General features: G+C 54.3%; 8 protein-coding genes. 1 reads left to right on the top strand and 7 read right to left on the bottom strand.

Annotated features, from left to right (window positions below; translation table 11 throughout):
* Positions 1-32 precede the first annotated feature (32 nt).
* A complete protein-coding gene (locus AS89_RS0115620) occupies positions 33-1,568 on the bottom strand; it encodes a peptide MFS transporter (RefSeq protein ID WP_010133663.1) in 1,536 nt (511 codons plus the stop codon).
* A 200-nt stretch (positions 1,569-1,768) separates the two neighbouring features.
* Between AS89_RS0115620 and AS89_RS0115615 the strand changes: the two genes are divergently transcribed.
* On the top strand, positions 1,769-2,944 hold the full coding sequence (locus AS89_RS0115615; RefSeq protein WP_100169415.1) for a tetratricopeptide repeat protein: 1,176 nt from the start codon (positions 1,769-1,771) through the stop codon (positions 2,942-2,944).
* A 65-nt stretch (positions 2,945-3,009) separates the two neighbouring features.
* On the opposite strand, the gene AS89_RS0115610 is transcribed toward AS89_RS0115615, so the two are convergent.
* The 6 genes from AS89_RS0115610 to AS89_RS0115580 form a co-directional block, all read right to left on the bottom strand.
* Positions 3,010-5,712 carry a TonB-dependent receptor plug domain-containing protein gene (locus tag AS89_RS0115610; RefSeq protein ID WP_010133660.1) on the bottom strand — a complete coding sequence of 901 codons (2,703 nt, stop codon included), beginning with the start codon at positions 5,710-5,712 and terminating at the stop codon, positions 3,010-3,012.
* 536 nt (positions 5,713-6,248) lie between these two features.
* On the bottom strand, positions 6,249-6,833 hold the full coding sequence (locus AS89_RS0115605) for a MarC family protein (RefSeq protein ID WP_010133659.1): 585 nt from the start codon (positions 6,831-6,833) through the stop codon (positions 6,249-6,251).
* Positions 6,834-6,860: 27 nt separating this feature from the next.
* On the bottom strand, positions 6,861-8,444 hold the full coding sequence (locus AS89_RS18320; protein ID WP_050901721.1) for a tetratricopeptide repeat-containing sulfotransferase family protein: 1,584 nt from the start codon (positions 8,442-8,444) through the stop codon (positions 6,861-6,863).
* Between the two features lie 136 nt (positions 8,445-8,580).
* Positions 8,581-11,391 (bottom strand): TonB-dependent receptor plug domain-containing protein, encoded by a 2,811-nt coding sequence (locus tag AS89_RS0115595; RefSeq protein WP_010133657.1) that lies wholly within the window; start codon positions 11,389-11,391, stop codon positions 8,581-8,583.
* 342 nt (positions 11,392-11,733) lie between these two features.
* On the bottom strand, positions 11,734-14,565 hold the full coding sequence (locus AS89_RS0115585; RefSeq protein ID WP_010133656.1) for a TonB-dependent receptor plug domain-containing protein: 2,832 nt from the start codon (positions 14,563-14,565) through the stop codon (positions 11,734-11,736).
* A 390-nt stretch (positions 14,566-14,955) separates the two neighbouring features.
* The gene (locus AS89_RS0115580; protein ID WP_010133655.1) at positions 14,956-17,787 is read right to left on the bottom strand and encodes a TonB-dependent receptor plug domain-containing protein; all 2,832 of its coding nucleotides are present in this window, start codon (positions 17,785-17,787) and stop codon (positions 14,956-14,958) included.
* Positions 17,788-17,978 lie beyond the last annotated feature (191 nt).

The following is a 17,978-nucleotide window of genomic DNA, read 5'->3' as shown; positions in this document are numbered from 1 at the left end:
AGCGGCTTTTTTATTGCGATGTAATCGGGGGATTACACGGTCTTGGCAGTCGCCTCGGCCGGCTCAACAGGCTCGATATGGTCGCCCCCCTGGGCTTCCCAGGACTTGGACTTGAGGCTGATCAGCGCGATCACGGCACCGATACCAATGCTGAAGATGGCGATCTGCAGGTACAGGTTCGGCAGCTCGGAAACATTGTTCGGGTCGAAGTTACCTGCCAGCAGGCCAGCAATGATGTTACCGATGGAGTAGGTGAGTACGAACACACCCATCATCTGGCCGGCGAAGCGACGCGGTGACAGCTTGCTAACCGCACTCAGGGCAACCGGGCTCAGGCACAGCTCACCCACGGTGTGCAGGAAGTAAGTGGTTACCAGCCACATCGGCGCCACTTTAAGGCCCGCAGCGGCCTGCTGGGCAGCGAAGAACATGACGATGAAGCCGGTGGCCATGATGATCAGGCCAATCGCACATTTCATACCGTAGGACGGCGAGATCATGCGCTTGCCCAGGTTGATCCACAGGGCGGCGAAGAACGGCGACAGGATGATGATGAACATCGGGTTCACGTTCTGGAACCAGGAGGCCGGGACCTCGAAGGAGCCGATCATGCGGTCGGTGAAGTCGCGGCCGAACAGGTTCAGAGAGGAACCGGCCTGTTCGAACCCGGACCAGAAACACGCAGAAGCCACACACACCAGGAACAGGGCCCACATACGCTTCTTCTCGGACGGGCTCAGTTGGCCGGCAAAGTAGATATAGGCGTAGTAGATAAAGAAGATCAGGGTGAAGGCAACAGCAACATATTTGGCCACGGAAACCGGATCAAACACGATCACGCCGCTCATGGTCAGTGCAGTGATGACCACCACGGCAGCTACAACCGCCCAGATAGTGCCCCAGGCTTTCTTGGCGCCGGCTTCGGTCATCGGGTGTTCCGGCTTCAGGCTGGCGTCCCCCAGGTTGCCGATGGTCTTGCGGTACTGGACCAGGCCGATGGCCATACCCACGGCAGCGGCGCCGAAGCCCCAGTGCCAACCCACTTTCTCACCGAAGTAGCCACAGATCATGTAGCCCAGTACGGAGCCGATATTGATACCCATGTAGTAGAGGGCGTAACCACTATCGCGGCGCACATCGTCGTCGGAGTAGAGATGGCCAACCAGGGCGCTGATGTTTGGCTTCAGCAGTCCGGTCCCTGTAGCGACCAGGATCAGGCCGATAAAGAAGGTATTCTCACTGGGAATTGCGAGCACGATATGGCCGCACATAATGATGATACCGCCGTACCAGACGGTACGCTGGCCACCGAGCAGGCGGTCGGCAATCCAGCCACCTGGCAGTCCCAGGAAGTAAACGGCGCCGGTGTAGAGACCATAGATTGCGGTGGCAGCGGCAACGGTGAAGGCAAGGCCTTCCTGCTGCAGGCTGGCGGTCATGAACAGGACCAGCAGGGCCCGCATGCCGTAGTAACTCATCCGTTCCCACATCTCGGTAAAGAAGAGGGTGGAGAGCCCTTTGGGATGACCAAAGAAGCCATCGCTGTTGTGTTGTGGTTGTGACGACATATCAGCGTTTCCGGTTGTTATAACGTTATAAGTTAATCCCCTGCGAGTGTAACAGCGGTGCCGGAAACTGGCGAATGGTTGCAACTGAAACAGGAAATGAAGCTGCGAAAGGTATTCCTACACGACAAGAATTGTGGAAAATCAGAGATTCAGAAAACGTTATGGGGAGAATAACCATGAAAACCCCGGAATATTCTGGAATGGCAGGCAAAAATTGGTCACCGCTGGCGGCCTGGCGGAACAGGCTCTGGTTCGGTGCCCTGGTACTCCTGCTAAGCGGCTGTGCCAGTGTCCCGGACGAAGTGCAGCTGCCAGTGAATACCTCGTGGCTACTATCCGGCCAGCCGCTGTTTGCAGAACCTGTACGTCTCGCGGAGCTGCCTGACGACGATATTCTCGGCCTGGCTCCGGAAATGCGGGCTTATCTCGCGGAAATTGCGCCGGAATCGGGCCCCCAGCATCGTCTGCAGTTATTGCTCAAGGGGTTTGAGCGCCACGACTACACGGTGCAGTACCATGCGGACAAGACGCTCACTGCCAGCGAAACCTACTCCCAGCAAGTGGGTAACTGCATGGCCTTTACCGTAATGATGGTTGCCATGGCGCGGGAGCTCGGTGCCAATGCTTACTTCAATCAGGTAGAGGTGCCTCCGGTGTGGGGACACGAGGAAGCGCAGACCTTTGTGGTGTATCGCCATATCAATATGGTGAGCCAGAGCCCGCGCGGACGCCGTGTAGTCGACTTTAATCTGCAGGCGTATGACCCGGTCTACGACCAGCGCAAAATTTCCGATACTGAGGCCTTCGCCCAGTTTTACAGTAACCGCGGCCTCGAGCTGATGCAGCAAGGTGAGATGCGCGATGCCTTTCGCTATTTGCGCAAATCACTGGAGTTGAGGCCGTACAGTGCGGACCTGTGGGCCAACCTTGGGGCGTTTTACAGCCGCAATCAGGTATTCGATGCGGCCGAGGAAAGTTATAAACGCGCGTTGCAGCTGCAGGGAGATCATGCGATTGCGATGAGTAACCTGGAGCGGCTGCATCGCCGGCAGGAGCAGTTTGAACTTGCCGATTATTACGCGAAGCGGGCCCGCTACCATCGTGAGCGCAATCCATATTACCTCTACTATCAGGCGCGCGCGGCGTATGAGGAGGGGGACTACAAGAGTGCGAAAAGCCAGCTGAGGCGCGCTATCTGGCAATACGAGAAGGATCACCGGTTTCACTTCTTAATGGGACTCACACGCTTCCGTTTGGGCGAGTTCGATGATTCCCGAGCGCATTTCTCCGAGGCGTTTTCGTTAGCGGATAACCCGGGGACACAAAGTGCCTATAACCGCAAACTGAAGTATCTAATCAGTAATCGAGAAGAATAAAAAAGGGGATGCCAATGGCATCCCCTTTTCGTTCGACGGAACGTCTACAACTCCAAGTGCGTGACTTAGAACTGGTAAGAAGCACCAGCCCAGAAGTAACGACCCTGGAAGTCGTAGAAGCTGTTCCAGTCGCCGTAGCCGGAGGTATCTTCCGGAACCTTGTCAGCTACGTTGTCGATACCCGCGGACAGGCGGGTGCCTTCGTTGATGTCCCAACCAGCACGCAGGTTCAGGTAAGTCTTGGACTTAACCGGCTTGTACGGGCTATAGCCATCGTCGAAGTACTGCATTTCAGCACCCATGTCCCAGTCGTTACCGTACCAGGTAGCGCTGGCCAGGCCGCGCCATTTCACGTACAGACCACCGGTGGTACCTACGTATTCGAGGTAGTCGGATTCGGTACCAGACTGCTCGTTAAACTCCTTGTACTCCAGCAGGCGGGAAGCCTGGGCGCGCAGCGCCAGGCGGCCAGCGTTGAAGTCCAGGTTTTGCACGATGTCGACGTCAACGCCGCGTGTGTCAACCTGGCCAATGTTCATCTTGGAGCCTTCCAGTGCAACAATCTGGTCACCAGCGCCACGAGTTACGAACTGGCATGCGCTCGCAACACCGTCACGGAAGCAGTCATCCAGGATGCGCTGCAGGTCCGGGGTGGTGATCGCATCTTCAATGCTGATGTCGTAGTAGTCCAGGGTGATGGACAGGTCGTTCACGAAGCTCGGGGTCCACACGATACCAGCGGTGAAGGTTTCCGCTTCTTCCGGGGTCAGCTCTTCGTTGCCGCCGATGTTGGTGGGAACCTGGTTACCCGCCTGGGTAAAGCCGGTACCGACCATGCCACAGTTTGAACCCTGGCCATCTTCGTTGGCCGCACTGGTATCGCACGGGTCGATCAGGAATTCATAGCTCTGGGCAGATCCGCTGAACAGCTCGTAGATACCTGGCGCGCGGAAAGAAGTGGAGTAGCTGGTACGGAAACGCACGTCTTCCACCGGCGCGTAAACCAGGCCCACTTTACCAGTGCTCTGGCCACCGAAGGTGCTGAAGTCGGAGTAGCGAACCGCTACGTCTGCAGTCAGTTCTTCGGCAAAGCGTGCACCTTGCAGAATTGGCAAGTTGAACTCAGCAAATACCTCAGTAACGTCGTACTCGCCACCGGTAGCGTCTTGCTGGTTGCCGAAGGTCGCGCCGTCCTGGGTTTCCTGGGATGGGTTGAACTCACCGGACTCTTCGCGGTACTCAATACCCGCTGCGAAGCCAAGTACACCGCCCTGGAATTCGATCGCGTCGATGTCACCGGACAAGGCTGCACCCGCGTTGATCAGTTCGTAAGAGTTGTTCTCACGATCGTCATAGCGGAAGTAGTCCATGATTTCGGCACTCATGCCGCCAGCGAAGTTGTAATCCAGGCCCGCTTCACCGCTGAATATCTCCTCCAGCTTGGTTTTGTTGTAGGAGTTCAGGGTTACGTTGTCGCCTTCGTTTTTGCCGTAGCTTACGAAGGAGTCCCAGCTCCAGCCGTTGGAGAAGTCCCCGCTGAGACCAGTGGCCAGGCGGTAGGTATCGGTGGTTTGCTCGTAAGCACGGGTGCCGCCGGATACGGGACGGATGCGGAAATCAGAGAAACCGTCGACCCAGTCGGTACCGTGGGAAGCAACCGGCGCGGTGGGCTCAAGGCCTTCAGGGCTGCCCTGGGCTTCCCATTGCGCTACCGCAGCATCATATGCGGCCAGCTCAATCTGATAGGCATCGTCCGCCTGCTGCCACGCATCTTGCAGCTGCGACTTGATCGCTTCCGGCAGGTGTACTTCTGGGTCCAGCACAAAACCGTTACCCGCATACATTGGCTGTGCGGCCAGCTGCTGATTGGTGGTTTTGGTGGTGAAGCTCGCTTCACCCCACAGCTCAACGCTGTCGGTGATGGAGTATTTACCAGATGCGGTTGCAGAGCTGCGCTCCATCGCACCAGACAGCCACATGTGCTGGCCAATGTCATAGCCGGCATAGCTGCCCAGAGTCAGGCCATCTTCCTGGATGCTGAAGGCACCATAGTTGGTGAAGATATTGCCATTTGGACCCATGGAGCTGGTCAGGCCCGCCCAGTCGCGATCGTTGTAGGTAATCTCATCGCGCTGGCTGTGGCTGATGTTGGCAATAAAGCTGCCGCGATCGCCTTCACTACCGAACGTGAAAGAGATATCACCATTCTCACCACCGCCTTCGGAAGTAGCGCCGGCGCGGGCATTGATGCGCAGGCCTTCAAAAGAATCTTTCATGACCACGTTGATGACGCCGGCAACGGCATCGGAGCCGTAAACCGCCGAAGCACCATCGGTCAGCACTTCGATGCGATCGATCATTTCAACGGGGATGTTGTTCATGTCTACCGCGGAACTCACGCCAGAAGCGGAAGAAACGAAGCGGCGACCATTGACCAACACAAGAGTACGTGCGGAGCCCAGGTTACGCAGGTCAACGAACGCGAGGCCTTGGCCGCCGTTGTTGTCATTGGCGTTGATGCCGGTGGTGCCCATGGACGGCAGCTGGTTCAGCAGTTCGTCGATGGTTCCTACCCCGGAGCGGCTGATCGCCTCGGAATCCACAATGGTGATCGGGCCGGTGGTCGACAGTGGGTCGCGCGCAATGCGGGAACCGGTAACGATCACTTCCTCAACCGCAGGGCCGGGGACGCTTTCCTGAGCAGAAACGCCAGCGGCAGCGATGCTGCTGAAGGCCGCAATAGCGATACTCAACTTGGTCTTGATCATAGATGTGTCCTTTATGTTTTAAGAAGCACTTTTATCTGATTGCTCTATTTCGAGTGCGAGCTGACTTTAAAGGACAAAAATAATTTATGGAACTAACGTGACATTGGTGTATCTATGTTAATTGCACCAATTTGGGTGGCTTTTGCTCGTATTGTATGAAATACGAGCAGCGTAAAGTCTCTGCATCCTTACTGTCTGATTGTTTTTATTAGAAATTATTAATTTTTTATAAAAATTAGGATGAACAGGGCTATCGCAGAAGAGGGTGCTTCTCGTATAAAAATCAAACAGATCTCGTCTTGACTGTTTTTTACACGATTGCTTGCTTTCTTCGCCAGTGGTGGAGCTAAGTTCTGTGGAGCGCAATTTGTGCAGCCGCAATGACTGGGAAATGCGCTTTTTGCGACTTTGACGTGGCGATTTAGTAAAGGGGCAGGATCGGCAGCGGAATGGGCGCTGCGCGCATTAACTACATGGAGGACGTTCTGGGGCGGCCTCCGCGCCCAGAACGTAGCAATGGCTTAATTAATAATGGCTTAATTAAGACTCTGTTTGATACCGTCGAGAAACAGCTGCACGGCCAACATTACCAGCACCATACCCATCAGCCTCTCCACGGCAATCAGTCCCCGATTACCCAACAGTTTGGCCAGAGGGGAGGATGCCAACAGAATAACCGCCGACACACCCCAGGCGCCGAGCAAGGCGAGGGTCCAGTTCCACAGCTGTTCTCCCTCACTATTGGTCATTAGCATCAGGATGGCCATGGTTGATGGCCCCGCCACCAGCGGCACCGCCAGCGGCACAAAGAAAGGTTCCCCCTCCAGCCGCTCACCCATAATGCCCCCTTCAATAGGGAATACCATACGTATGGCGATCAAGAACAGGATGATCGCGCCCGCAATTCGGATGGCTTCTTGCGACAACCCAAGCCATGCGAGGACAAAGCGTCCGGCGTACAGGAACACCAGCAGAACGATTAGAGCGAAAATCAGTTCGCGCATAATCACATACAGCTGTCGCTTTGGCGGGACGTTCTTCAGTGCGGCGAGGAACACTGGAATATTGCCCAGTGGATCCATAACGAAGAGGAGGGTAAGGAAAGCTGTCAAAGTATCCATTCAAGGGTTCCACATATGGGGCAATGTTCAATTCGCGGGCGAGTTTACCTGTACTCCTGCCTCGTTCAACACCTTCAGGGCAGCCGAGAGATGATTTTCGTAGCGCCGCCATTTTCCTACCGAAGTAGAGTAGATCGGTTTTCTCGCTTGCGCCGCGCTCGCGGTCGCGATTTGCCCCTTCTGGTTATGAAAGTCCAAACAGCTTTCGTCCATTTTTAGATCAAGGAAGTCAAGTAGTGCTTTCGTTTCTGACTCCGGGGCCCCAACCAGCTTTTCGTAACTGACCGTTTTCAATTGGTTCGCGAACAGTGTGCTCCATTCGCTTAATAAATCTCGGTATAACAAGTAATAGTGAGCAACTTCCTCCAAGCGGTACGAATAGAAGCCAATGGATGAAAACAATTGTTTGTAATTGCTGAAACACGTATCCATTGCGTCTCTGGAGATGTTGAGTATCTTTGCGTTTGGCAATGACTTTGCGATTAATGGTATGTACAAGAAATTGAAGGGGTTTTTGTCGATAACATAACCGCTCGCAATATCTTTACGGGGAAGGCTTTGGACATAATGTTTTCCCAGGTCGTCGAGCGACAGGTTTGCCGCTGAAGCTATTGTTTGGGTGTCGAAATTCAGTGATAGGGCTTGGTTACATAATTTTTGGACTGAAATGCCGAAGTTTCTCAATTCGCCAAGGGATTTCACTTCCGGGTGGGCGGATAAGATGCGGTCGACCAGGGTTGAGCCTGTGCGTGGCATGCCGACAATAAAAATAATCTTGGCCTGTTCACTGCCGCTGAGAGTTGCCCTGGCCCATTTTTTATCAAATTGCTGCTTGAGCCTGCTGAATCTACTTTCTTCTTCTTGCGGTGAGTAATTTACTTGCACTCGCTTTGCTTCATTGCCTTTTTTGTAGTGTTCGAAGGAAAGCGAATAGTCTTTCGTTTTTTCAAAGTATGTGCCGAGTGCAAAATTCATAAAAATCTCGTTTTCGGCATCTAAGGTTGTTGAGTTTGCGAGGGTCGATAACTGTTTCGCATCCTCGGCTGATAGTTTGTTGATGAAGGCAAGGCCCCAAAATTTTTTTCCAGCCAATGGGCTGGCAGTGGGGATTTCATGAAGCTTTTTTTCTGCAGATGAAAAATTCCCCAAAGCGATGTTGGAAATTGCTTCGTTGTAGGATAGGTATGGGTTCGAGGGACCGTTTTCTAGAGATTTTTTATAGAAAAACAGAGCCGTATCATGTTTGTCGATCGATGCCGCTGCCATGGCAAGTTTTTCAAGCGACCAAGAGTCATAGAAGGCAAGATGTTTGGCGTTGTCCAATACTTCAGCAAGCTCTAAAAAGTCTCCATCACAAAGCAGGCAGTAAGCGAGCTGAGCTGCAAAGTGTGGGTGTTGCGGGTCAAGCGCGTGAGCTTTTTTTGCGGATTTTATCGCACTGTCTAAGTTGTTTTCTCGACGTGAAACCTCACTGAGCAACAGCCAGGCTTTGGCATTAAGGTCCTCTCGCGACGCTAGGCAGTCTGCGGCTGCGAGGCACTTAGTGCGAGAGTTGCTATTAAGTGATAGCTCAAGCTCTCGTATTGCGAGGTCAAGCGGAGTACTGTCCAAAGTTTTTCTCATGGTAGGAAATACATAAAACGTGGAGTCAGGAAGGGTAATTTAGGCAGATTCATTTTCGTATGCAATAAAAAAGCCATCGGCGCGAACGCCGATGGCTTAATGGGATAACTTTTAAGACTGGGTCTTAGAAGTTAAAGCCTACGCGGCCGTAGATGAAGCGACCCTGAGTTTCGTAGGTACGAACGTCAGTGTTGTCATTAAAGCCGGTGTAAGCGAACGGAGGCTGCTCATCGGTAAAGTTATCGATACCGAGGGTCAGGCGTGCTTTGTAGGCATCCAGGTTGTAAGAAACTTGGATGTCGTGGATTACCTGAGCGTCAACCTTGTGCGGCTCATTGGTAGGCGCAAATCCGTTTGCCGGATCAACGTTGTACCAGCCGTTCAGGGTTTCCATTACATCGTGGATGTAACGGCTGCTGAAGCTCGCGTCCCAGTTCTCGTAAGTCCAGTTGGTGGTAAAGGTGGACTTCCAGCGTGGGAAGTTACCGTCCTGGTTGTCTTCGAAGCGACCAGCGTGGCTTACCACATCACCATTGGACAGGGTCTTGTCGTATTCGGTCACGTAAGAAGCGTCAAAACCAAAGCCGAACAGGCCGAAGTTGGTTTCAGCCAGCTGGTGACGCAGAGACAGGTCAACACCAGAGGCATCCAGACCACCAACGTTGGTGTTGAGGTCGTAGATGAAGATGATGCCGCCTACTTCAGCGCCGCTACCAGCACCCCAACGGTCGATCTTGTCGCAATCGAGGCCGCTAGCGTGACAGTTATCCAGGATTACCTGAGGACCAGTAGTTGAAATCAGATTGTCAACTTCAGTTTCCCAGTAGTCCAGGGTCAAGGACGCGCCTTCCAGCCAGGACGGCTGGTAAACCAGGCCAATGGTGAAGATGTCTGCAGTTTCAGGTTCCAGCTCAGCGCTGCCGCCAATCTTGGATGGAATCTGAACGATACCTTCGTCGCTGTAGCCGCCAGCAGGTACACCATCGGCAATACAGAACTGGCTCGCATCATTTGCACACGGGTCAGTTACGGTCGGGAAGGTGCTCGCAATACCCTGGTACAGCTCAGGAATTGAAGGTGCGCGGAACGCTTCAGACACAGTGGTACGTACGGTCAGGTCATCGTTGATGGACCAGCGCAGGCCAGCTTTGGAGTTGGTAGTGCTACCAAAGGTGCTGTAGTCAGAGTAACGAGACGCTACGCTCAGATCCAGGTAGTCAACTGCAGGCAGACCAGCAAGCAGAGGAACGGCGAATTCTACAAACGCTTCGTTCAGGTGGTAAGAACCTTCAGTTGCCAGAGAGGAACCTGCAGTGGAGGTGCCGAGCAGCTGCAGGGAGTCTGGCTGGGAGAAGCCGCTTACTGCGCGGTGCTCAACGCCGAATGCCATACCCAGCTCACCGGCCGGCAGATCCATAAGGCCACCGGACATGTTGAACTGCACAGCAGCCATGTCGTTACCACCTTCCGTGATAGACACGTAGTTGCCGCTGATGTACTGCAGCATTTCCTGGGTGATTTCGGTATCGGTACCAGGTTCGCCGAATACGTTCAGCGGCACACAGCCATCGATTACGCCAGCTTCGGTGCCGTCAGAGCTACACAGGATGTTGCCGGCGCCATCAACAAAGGTCGGGCCAACCGCTTCAGCAACACGCTCCAGGTTGAAGTAACCCTTGTCGATTACGTTAGCGTCGTTCTCACCGTAGAGAGCGGAGAGGTCCCAGTTCCAGTCGCCCAGTTCACCGGCTACCGCCAGGGTAAGCTGGTGAGTGTTGGTCTCGTGAACCTGGTCACGGCCACCGGTTTCCAGCATACGACGACGCCAGTCGTCCAATACCATGGTCTCGCCGTCAGCGTTCTTCGGGCCGTACATGATGTTGTAGTAGTTCAGGTCAGAATACGGAGCCGGGCTACCGAAGAATACCAGCGGTGCCAGCGGCTCAGGTGCGATCAGACGCTGAGAACCACGGTGGGTGTACATTGCCTCAGCACTTACTACTACGTTTTCCAGCGCGCCCAGGTCGCCAATGCTGTAGTTGCCGAATGCACTAAAGCCCCAGCGCTCGTTCGGGGTCTGGGTGTAGTTGGCTGGAGCGTAGTTATACGCGTCGGTAGCGCCGCTGTATGCGCGGAAGTCGCCAAACTCAGGGCCGCGGGTGTAGCGGTTGCCGTCGGAACCTTGGTAGTTACCCCAAGGAGTTGCGGAAGAGCCGCCCGGGTACTGACCCTGCGGGTCCCAGTACGGGTGGAACCAGATTTCTTCTTTGGAGTAGTCGCGGTCGCCAGCCCAGATTGGCTCCTGGTTGGCGTAGTAGCCGGATACTACGAAGTTGCCCTTGTCGCTCGCGGTGCCGAAGGTGAAGCTGGCGTTCTCTTGCGCGCCGTCGCCTTCACTGGTTTGGCCGTAGGAGCTGGTGAACTCAGCACCTTCAAAGTCTTCGCGAGTAATGATGTTAACAACGCCGGCGATAGCGTCGGAACCGTATACCGCAGAAGCGCCATCTTTCAGCACTTCAACGCGCTCGATCATGGCAACTGGGATGTTGTTCAGGTCGACAGAAGAGTTGGCACCCAGACCAGAAGCAACAGCGCGACGGCCGTTGATCAGTACCAGGGTACGCTGAGAGCCGAGGCCACGCAGGGAGAAGCGCACGGCACCGGAACCGCCGTTGTTTACGCCGGTGTTAACCGCGGCACCTGCGGAAGACGGCAGGTTTTGCAGGATGTCACCGATGCTGAGCTCACCGCTGCCGACCAGCTCTTCACGGGACAGAACGGTTACGGGGTTTGCCCCTTCAAGGTCGGCGCGTTGAATGCGCGAACCGGTTACCAGAACTTCTTCTACCATTTGTGCTTCTTCTTGCGCAAAAGCTGGCAGAGCTGGAACCATAATCGTAGCGGCAACCGCTACGGAAAGGAGGTTCTTTTTCATTGTAAATCCTCTCTTGATCGTTGGACTTATGTTTTGAGTTGCCTAGTTAGGCGTGTGCGGAAATGACTACCCCCAAGCGGCCATTCCCTCCCAACAAAAACTCAACGAACTGTCAGGTGGATTCCTCAATGAAATTGGGTATTTATTTTGATTTATTTAAATACTTAGTTGGATATGCTGCAAAAATTGTATTTGTGCAGTTTATTGTTTTTTAATGATTTTGTGACTTTCTTTTAAATTTTTACTTATGTGGCTGCGGTTGGCTTCATACCTTTGTGGCAGGAAGGTACAAAAAAGGCGGCTCAAGGAGCCGCCTAAAAGGGTCAAATACTTCTTTTTAAATTAGAAGTTAAAGCGAACGCCAACGTACGCGCTGCGGCCAATCGGGTTGTACACAGCTGCGTTGGTGTCAGTACCGGTTACGTTACCTGGTACACCGGACAGGATGATCGGCGCTTCTTCGTCGAGGAGGTTGTTAACCCCGATGTTTGCGCTGATGCTGTCGGTGAACTGGTAAGACGCGAACAGGTCGTGGCTTACGTATTCGCCTACGGAGTAGTCAAAGTCCGCACTGCTCAGGTCAGGAGACGCATCGCTCAGGTAGGAGGTTTCCAGCTGAACAATCAGGCGGTCCATGGCGTAGTTGACGGTTGCCAGCCACTGGTTCTCGAAGTAACCCACTTCACCAACCAGCTCATCAGCATCGCCGAACTTGGTCAGGGTGTAGTCCATAACGTGACCGTAGTTCAGGCCTACGTTCAGCTGACCCGGGCCAACGTCCATGCCCCACTGAGCCTGGAGGTCAATACCTTCGGTTTTCAGGGTGCCTTCGTTGATGAAGCCGGAGTTAACTTCGGTGATTTCACCCTTCTGGAATGCAGCGCCGCTATTGTCACGGACGATGAAGTCACAGAAGTTGTTCGGGTAGCTGGTGGAGTTGTAGCAGAAATCAACAGAAGTCTGACGACCAACGGTATCGATCAGGTCTTCGATTTCAATGCTGTACCAGTCCAGAGACAGGGTCAGGTCACCGAAGTTACCCAGAGTCTGCTCGTAAACTGCACCAAAGGTGAAGCTGTCAGAGGTTTCGGTAAAGAGGTTCTCGTTACCTTTGCCAGTGAAGCCGCCAGTGCCCTGAATTTCAGGCTGAGTCAGCTCGAATACACCTTCAGCAGCGATACGATCGGCAACCGCCGGAATGCTGCGGCAGTTTTCGGCTACAACGCCAGCGGTAGTCGCTGTTACGCCGTTACACGGATCGCTCACGGAAGCGAAGTTTTCGCCACCCGGAGAGTACAGCTCGCTGATGTTTGGTGCACGTACCGCACGGGCGTACTGGCCGCGAACACGCAGGGAGTCATCAATTACCCAGGAAACACGACCGGTGTAGGCATCAGTGCTGCCGATGGTGTCGTAGTCGGAGTAACGGTAGGCTGCGCCAACGCTCAGAGACTGGATCAGCGGCAGGTCTGACAGAATCGGAGCTTCAACTTCCACGTAAACTTCATTTACGCTGTAGCTGCCTTCGGTCGGCTCTTCTTTGTTACCAGCGTTCTGGCCAGTACGAGTCAGGGCGTCCGGGAAGTCAGCCGCGTACTCGTCACGGTATTCCCAACCAGTTGCCAGGCTCAGCGGGCCAGCCGGCAGGTCTACCAGGGTGCCGTTCAAGTTGATACCGGCCACGGTTTGCTTGGTGCGCTGGTCACGGATGGACGGTGCACGTACATAGTCGGCAGCTTCAGGAGTGATGGAGCCTTTACCGAAAATGTTAATGGGTACACAGCCTTCAGCAACTGCAGCGGGGTCAGCACACACGAGGTTGCCATTGCCATCGTCGACAACGTTCAGTGCGTTACGGAAGTTGGAGATGTTCAGCTGGCCGGTACCGCGCTGGCTGTCCTGCATCTGGCCCTGGCCGACAAATGCGTCCCAGTTCCAGTCTTGGATTTCACCACGCAGGCCCATCAGAGCGCGGAAAGTTTGACGTTCAGCGAACGCGCCACGCTGATCCAGCTCGGTAGTACGACGCACAAACTGGATGTGATCGTCTCCAGCCGCAACAGCCAGATCACGCAACGCTTCTGGAACGAACGGGTTATCGATGGAAATACCGTCGATGTACAGATCGTCGTACGCGAACGGGTACGGCTCGATCTCGGTCTGAGTCTCAGTGCGCGCGAAAGTGGTTTCAACGAATGCTTCCAGGGTGTCAGTCAGATCGTAGGAAAGATTGCTGCTGATCAGGAAACGTTCAGTTGGAACGGTATAGCGACGGAACTGCTGGCGGTTGAAACCGTACTTGGAGGAGTCCCAGGCTACAACTTCGCCGTCGCCCATGTCGTTATCGAACACGTACTGGTCGCCAGTGGACGGGATACCGAAGCGGCCGTACTCAGAGTAGGAGGAGTAGAACGGAGTAATGCTGTCGGTGATTTCACCGCCGAAGTAAATGGCGGAAAGGTCGTCAACCTGGGTGTTCTTACGGTCGCGAGCCAGTACGCCACCTTCATCGGTATAGGTGATGGATACTACTGCGTTACCTTTGTCATCGCTGAAGTTGCCGCCAGCGGTCAGGTTGAAACGGTCGGTAGTGTCGTCACCGTAAGACAGGGTCTCGCCGTGAGAGGTGCTGATGTTTACACCTTCAAAGTCATCTTTCAGGATGACGTTGATTACGCCAGCCAGCGCGTCAGAACCATAGATAGCGGAAGCGCCACCGGTGATAACCTCTACACGCTCGATCAGTTCGGTCGGAATGGTGTTCCAGTCAACAGCGGAAGAGCCAGCAACGCCAGAAACGTAACGGCGGCCGTTTACCAGTACGAGAGTGCGGTCTTCACCAAGGTTGCGCAGTTCAACGGTGTTAATACCGCCGCCGGAAGTGAAGAAGTTGGAGTTGCTGGAGGACAGGCCGGAAACACCAGTTGCCGGCAGGGAGCGCAGGATGTCGGCGCTGTTCAGCTCACCAGAGAACTCGATATTGGCAGAGTCCAGGGTGGTGATTGCGGTTGGGCTGTCAAGGTTGGCACGTACGATACGGGAGCCGGTTACTACAACCTCTTCAACCAATTGTGCTTCTTCTTGAGCATAAACGGACATGGAAGGAACCATGATCGCAGCGGCAGTAAGGCTCAGAGCGCCTTTAATTGCTGCGGACAGGAGGTTCTTATTCATTGGAAATCCTCTCTTAAGATCGTTGGATTTATAGGGTTTGCCTAGTAAGGCGATGTTTAGGAATGACTACCCCCAAGCGGTCATTCCCCTCCCAACGCATGTATAACGATGCAGACGCACAGCCCCTCAAAAAAATGTGCGTTTTTTTCTAAAAACCTGCAATGGCAGGAAAGTCTGGGTGTTTTTTGATCGAATTCCGGGGTGAGTGACAAAAAATGCCGTTGTGACGGTGGGTTTGAGAAGAGAGGTATGCCCCATAAAGCTCCATGAAACCGCGTCATGGAGGAAGCGGCCGAGGGGGACGTGGAGACATTCTCCCTCGGGTGCAGATCTTGAGATACAAAAAAGGCGGCTCAGAGAGCCGCCTTTAGAAGGTTAAGTGCCTGGCACTTAGAAGTTAAAGCGAACACCGATGTAGCCACTGCGGCCAATCGGGTTGTAGACCGCCGCGTTGGTGTCAGTACCAGTCACGTTACCTGGTACACCGGACAGGATGATCGGCGCTTCTTCGTCGAGGAGGTTGTTAACCCCGATGTTCGCGCTGATGCTGTCGGTGAACTGGTAAGACGCGAACAGGTCGTGGCTTACATACTCTCCGACTGAATAGTCAAAGTCTGCACTGCTCAGATCCGGAGAAGCATCGCTCAGGTAGGAGGTTTCCAGCTGCACAATCAGGCGGTCCATGGCGTAGTTCACGGTTGCCAGCCACTGGTGCTCGAAATAGCCCACTTCACCTACCAGTTCATCGTCGTCACCGAACTTGGTCAGGGTGTAGTCCATCACGTGGCCGTAGTTCAGGCCAACGCCCAGCTGGCCCGGGCCAACATCCATGCCCCACTGTGCCTGGAGGTCAATACCTTCGGTTTTCAGGGTGCCTTCGTTGATGAAGCCGGAATTTACTTCGGTAATTTCCCCCTTCTGGAACGCGGCGCCGCCATTGTCGCGGACGATGAAGTCACAGAAGTTGTTCGGGAAACTGGCGGAGTTGTAACAGAAATCGACAGAGGTTTGACGACCGACGGTGTCGATCAGATCTTCGATTTCAATGCTGTACCAGTCCAGAGACAGGGTCAGGTCACCGAAGTTACCCAGGGTTTGCTCGTAAACCGCGCCAAAGGTGTAGCTGTCAGAGGTTTCGGTAAACAGGTTCTCGTTACCCTTGCCGGTGAAACCACCGGTGCCCTGAATTTCAGGCTGGGTCAGCTCGAAAACGCCTTCTGCTGCGATACGCTCAGCAACCGCCGGAATACTGCGGCAGTTGTCTGCGACCACGCCAGAGGTGGATGCGGTCACACCGTTACAGGGGTCACTAACAGTGGCGAAGTTCTCACCACCCGGAGAGAACAGCTCACTGATGTTTGGCGCACGTACCGCACGAGCGTACTGGCCACGAACACGCAGGGAGTCATCAATTACCCAGGAAACGCGGCCAGTGTAGGCGTCGGTGCTACCGATAGTGTCGTAGTCGGAGTAGCGGTATGCCGCACCAACACTCAGAGACTGGATCAGCGGCAGGTCGGTAAGAACCGGTGCCTCAAGCTCTACGTACACTTCGTTTACGCTGTAGCTGCCTTCGGTCGGCTCTTCTTTGTTACCGGCATTCTGCCCGGTACGGGTCAGGGCGTCCGGGAAGTCAGCGGCGTACTCATCGCGGTATTCCCAACCGGTTGCCATGCTAAGCGGGCCGGCCGGCAGCTCTACCAAAGTACCATTAAAGTTGATGCCAGCAACGGTTTGCTTGGTGCGCTGGTCGCGGAGGGACGGTGCACGCACATAATCGGCAGCATCCGCAGAAATGGATCCCTTACCAAAAATGTTAATGGGTACACAGCCTTCAGTTACCGCGGCAGGGTCGGCACAAATCAGGTTGCCATTGCCGTCGTCAACTACATTCAGCGCGTTGCGGAAGTTGGAAATATTCAGCTGGCCGGTACCGCGCTGGCTGTCCTGCATCTGGCCCTGGCCGACAAATGCGTCCCAGTTCCAATCCTGGATTTCACCGCGCAGGCCCATCAAGGCGCGGAAGGTTTGACGTTCTGCGAATGCCCCGCGCTGATCCAGCTCAGTGGTACGGCGCACAAACTGGATATACTCGTCGCCAGCGGCAACCGCCAGGTTTCGCAGATCTTCGGGTACGAACGGGTTATCGATGGAGATACCGTCGATGAACAGGTCTTCATAAGAGAAGGGGAAGGGCTCAATCTCGGTCTGGGTCTCAGTGCGCGCGAAAGTGGTTTCAACGAACGCTTCCAGGGTATCGGTCAGCTCGTAATTCAGATTGCTACTAATCAAAAAACGCTCAGTTGGAACGGTGTAGCGACGGAACTGCTGGCGGTTGAAGCCATAAGTATCTGCGTCCCAGGGCACAACAACACCGTCACCCATGTCGTTATCGAACACGTACTGGTCGCCAGTGGATGGAATGCCGAAGCGACCGTATTCGGAAAAGGACGAGTAGAACGGAGTGATGCTGTCGGTAATTTCACCGCCAAAGTAGATGGCAGAGAGATCGTCAACCCGGGTATTGCTGCGGTCGCGCGACAGTACGCCGCCCTCATCGGTATAGGTAATGGAAACAACGGCATTACCTTTGCCGTCGTCAAAGTTACCGCCCGCAGTTAGGTTGAAGCGGTCTGTGGTGTCATCACCATACTCCAGGGTCTGACCGTGCGAGGTGCTGATGTTTACACCTTCAAAGTCATCTTTCAGGATGACGTTGATTACGCCAGCCAGCGCGTCGGAACCGTAGATAGCGGAAGCGCCACCGGTGATGACTTCAACGCGCTCGATCAGCTCGGTCGGGATGGTGTTCCAGTCGACAGCGGAAGAGCCTGCAACGCCAGAAACATAACGACGGCCATTTACCAGTACCAGGGTGCGGTCTTCTCCAAGGTTACGCAGTTCAACGGTATTGATACCACCGCCGGAAGTGAAGAAGTTGGAGTTGCTGGAGGACAGGCCGGATACACCAGTTGCCGGCAGCGAGCGCAGGATGTCGGCGCTGTTTAGCTCACCGGAGAACTCAATATTGGCGGAATCCAGGGTGGTGATTGCAGTTGGGCTTTCGAGGTTGGCACGTACGATACGGGAGCCGGTTACTACAACCTCTTCAACCAGTTGCGCTTCTTCTTGTGCGAACGCAGACATGGAAGGAACCATGATCGCAGCGGCAGTAAGGCTCAGGGCACCTTTCACAGCTGCGGACAGGAGGTTCTTTTTCATGGGAAATCCTCTCGTAAGATCGTTGGAGTTATTTGGTGTGCCACTTGGTGTGGCGAAATGCGGAATGACTACCCCCAAGTGGTCATTTCCGTTCCAACATATACGCAGTGGATTTAGAACAGATTTCAGATAAAAATAATGAATAACCGCGAAATACATTTATGGCAGGTAATGTTCCTCCCAATGATGCA

Origin of the sequence: Microbulbifer agarilyticus S89 (genome assembly GCF_000220505.1) — a bacterium.
Classification (GTDB): domain Bacteria; phylum Pseudomonadota; class Gammaproteobacteria; order Pseudomonadales; family Cellvibrionaceae; genus Microbulbifer; species Microbulbifer agarilyticus_B.
Note: the sequence above shows the minus strand (reverse complement) of the source record. Positions and strands in the feature narration are given on the sequence as shown.

Bases quoted from the DNA above. Each gene is read 5' to 3' on its own strand.
- AS89_RS0115620 (WP_010133663.1), bottom strand. From the start codon at position 1,568: ATGTCGTCACAACCACAACACAACAGCGATGGCTTCTTTGGTCATCCC.
- AS89_RS0115615 (WP_100169415.1), top strand. From the start codon at position 1,769: ATGGCAGGCAAAAATTGGTCACCGCTGGCGGCCTGGCGGAACAGGCTC.
- AS89_RS0115610 (WP_010133660.1), bottom strand. From the start codon at position 5,712: ATGATCAAGACCAAGTTGAGTATCGCTATTGCGGCCTTCAGCAGCATC.
- AS89_RS0115605 (WP_010133659.1), bottom strand. From the start codon at position 6,833: ATGGATACTTTGACAGCTTTCCTTACCCTCCTCTTCGTTATGGATCCA.
- AS89_RS0115595 (WP_010133657.1), bottom strand. From the start codon at position 11,391: ATGAAAAAGAACCTCCTTTCCGTAGCGGTTGCCGCTACGATTATGGTT.
- AS89_RS0115585 (WP_010133656.1), bottom strand. From the start codon at position 14,565: ATGAATAAGAACCTCCTGTCCGCAGCAATTAAAGGCGCTCTGAGCCTT.
- AS89_RS0115580 (WP_010133655.1), bottom strand. From the start codon at position 17,787: ATGAAAAAGAACCTCCTGTCCGCAGCTGTGAAAGGTGCCCTGAGCCTT.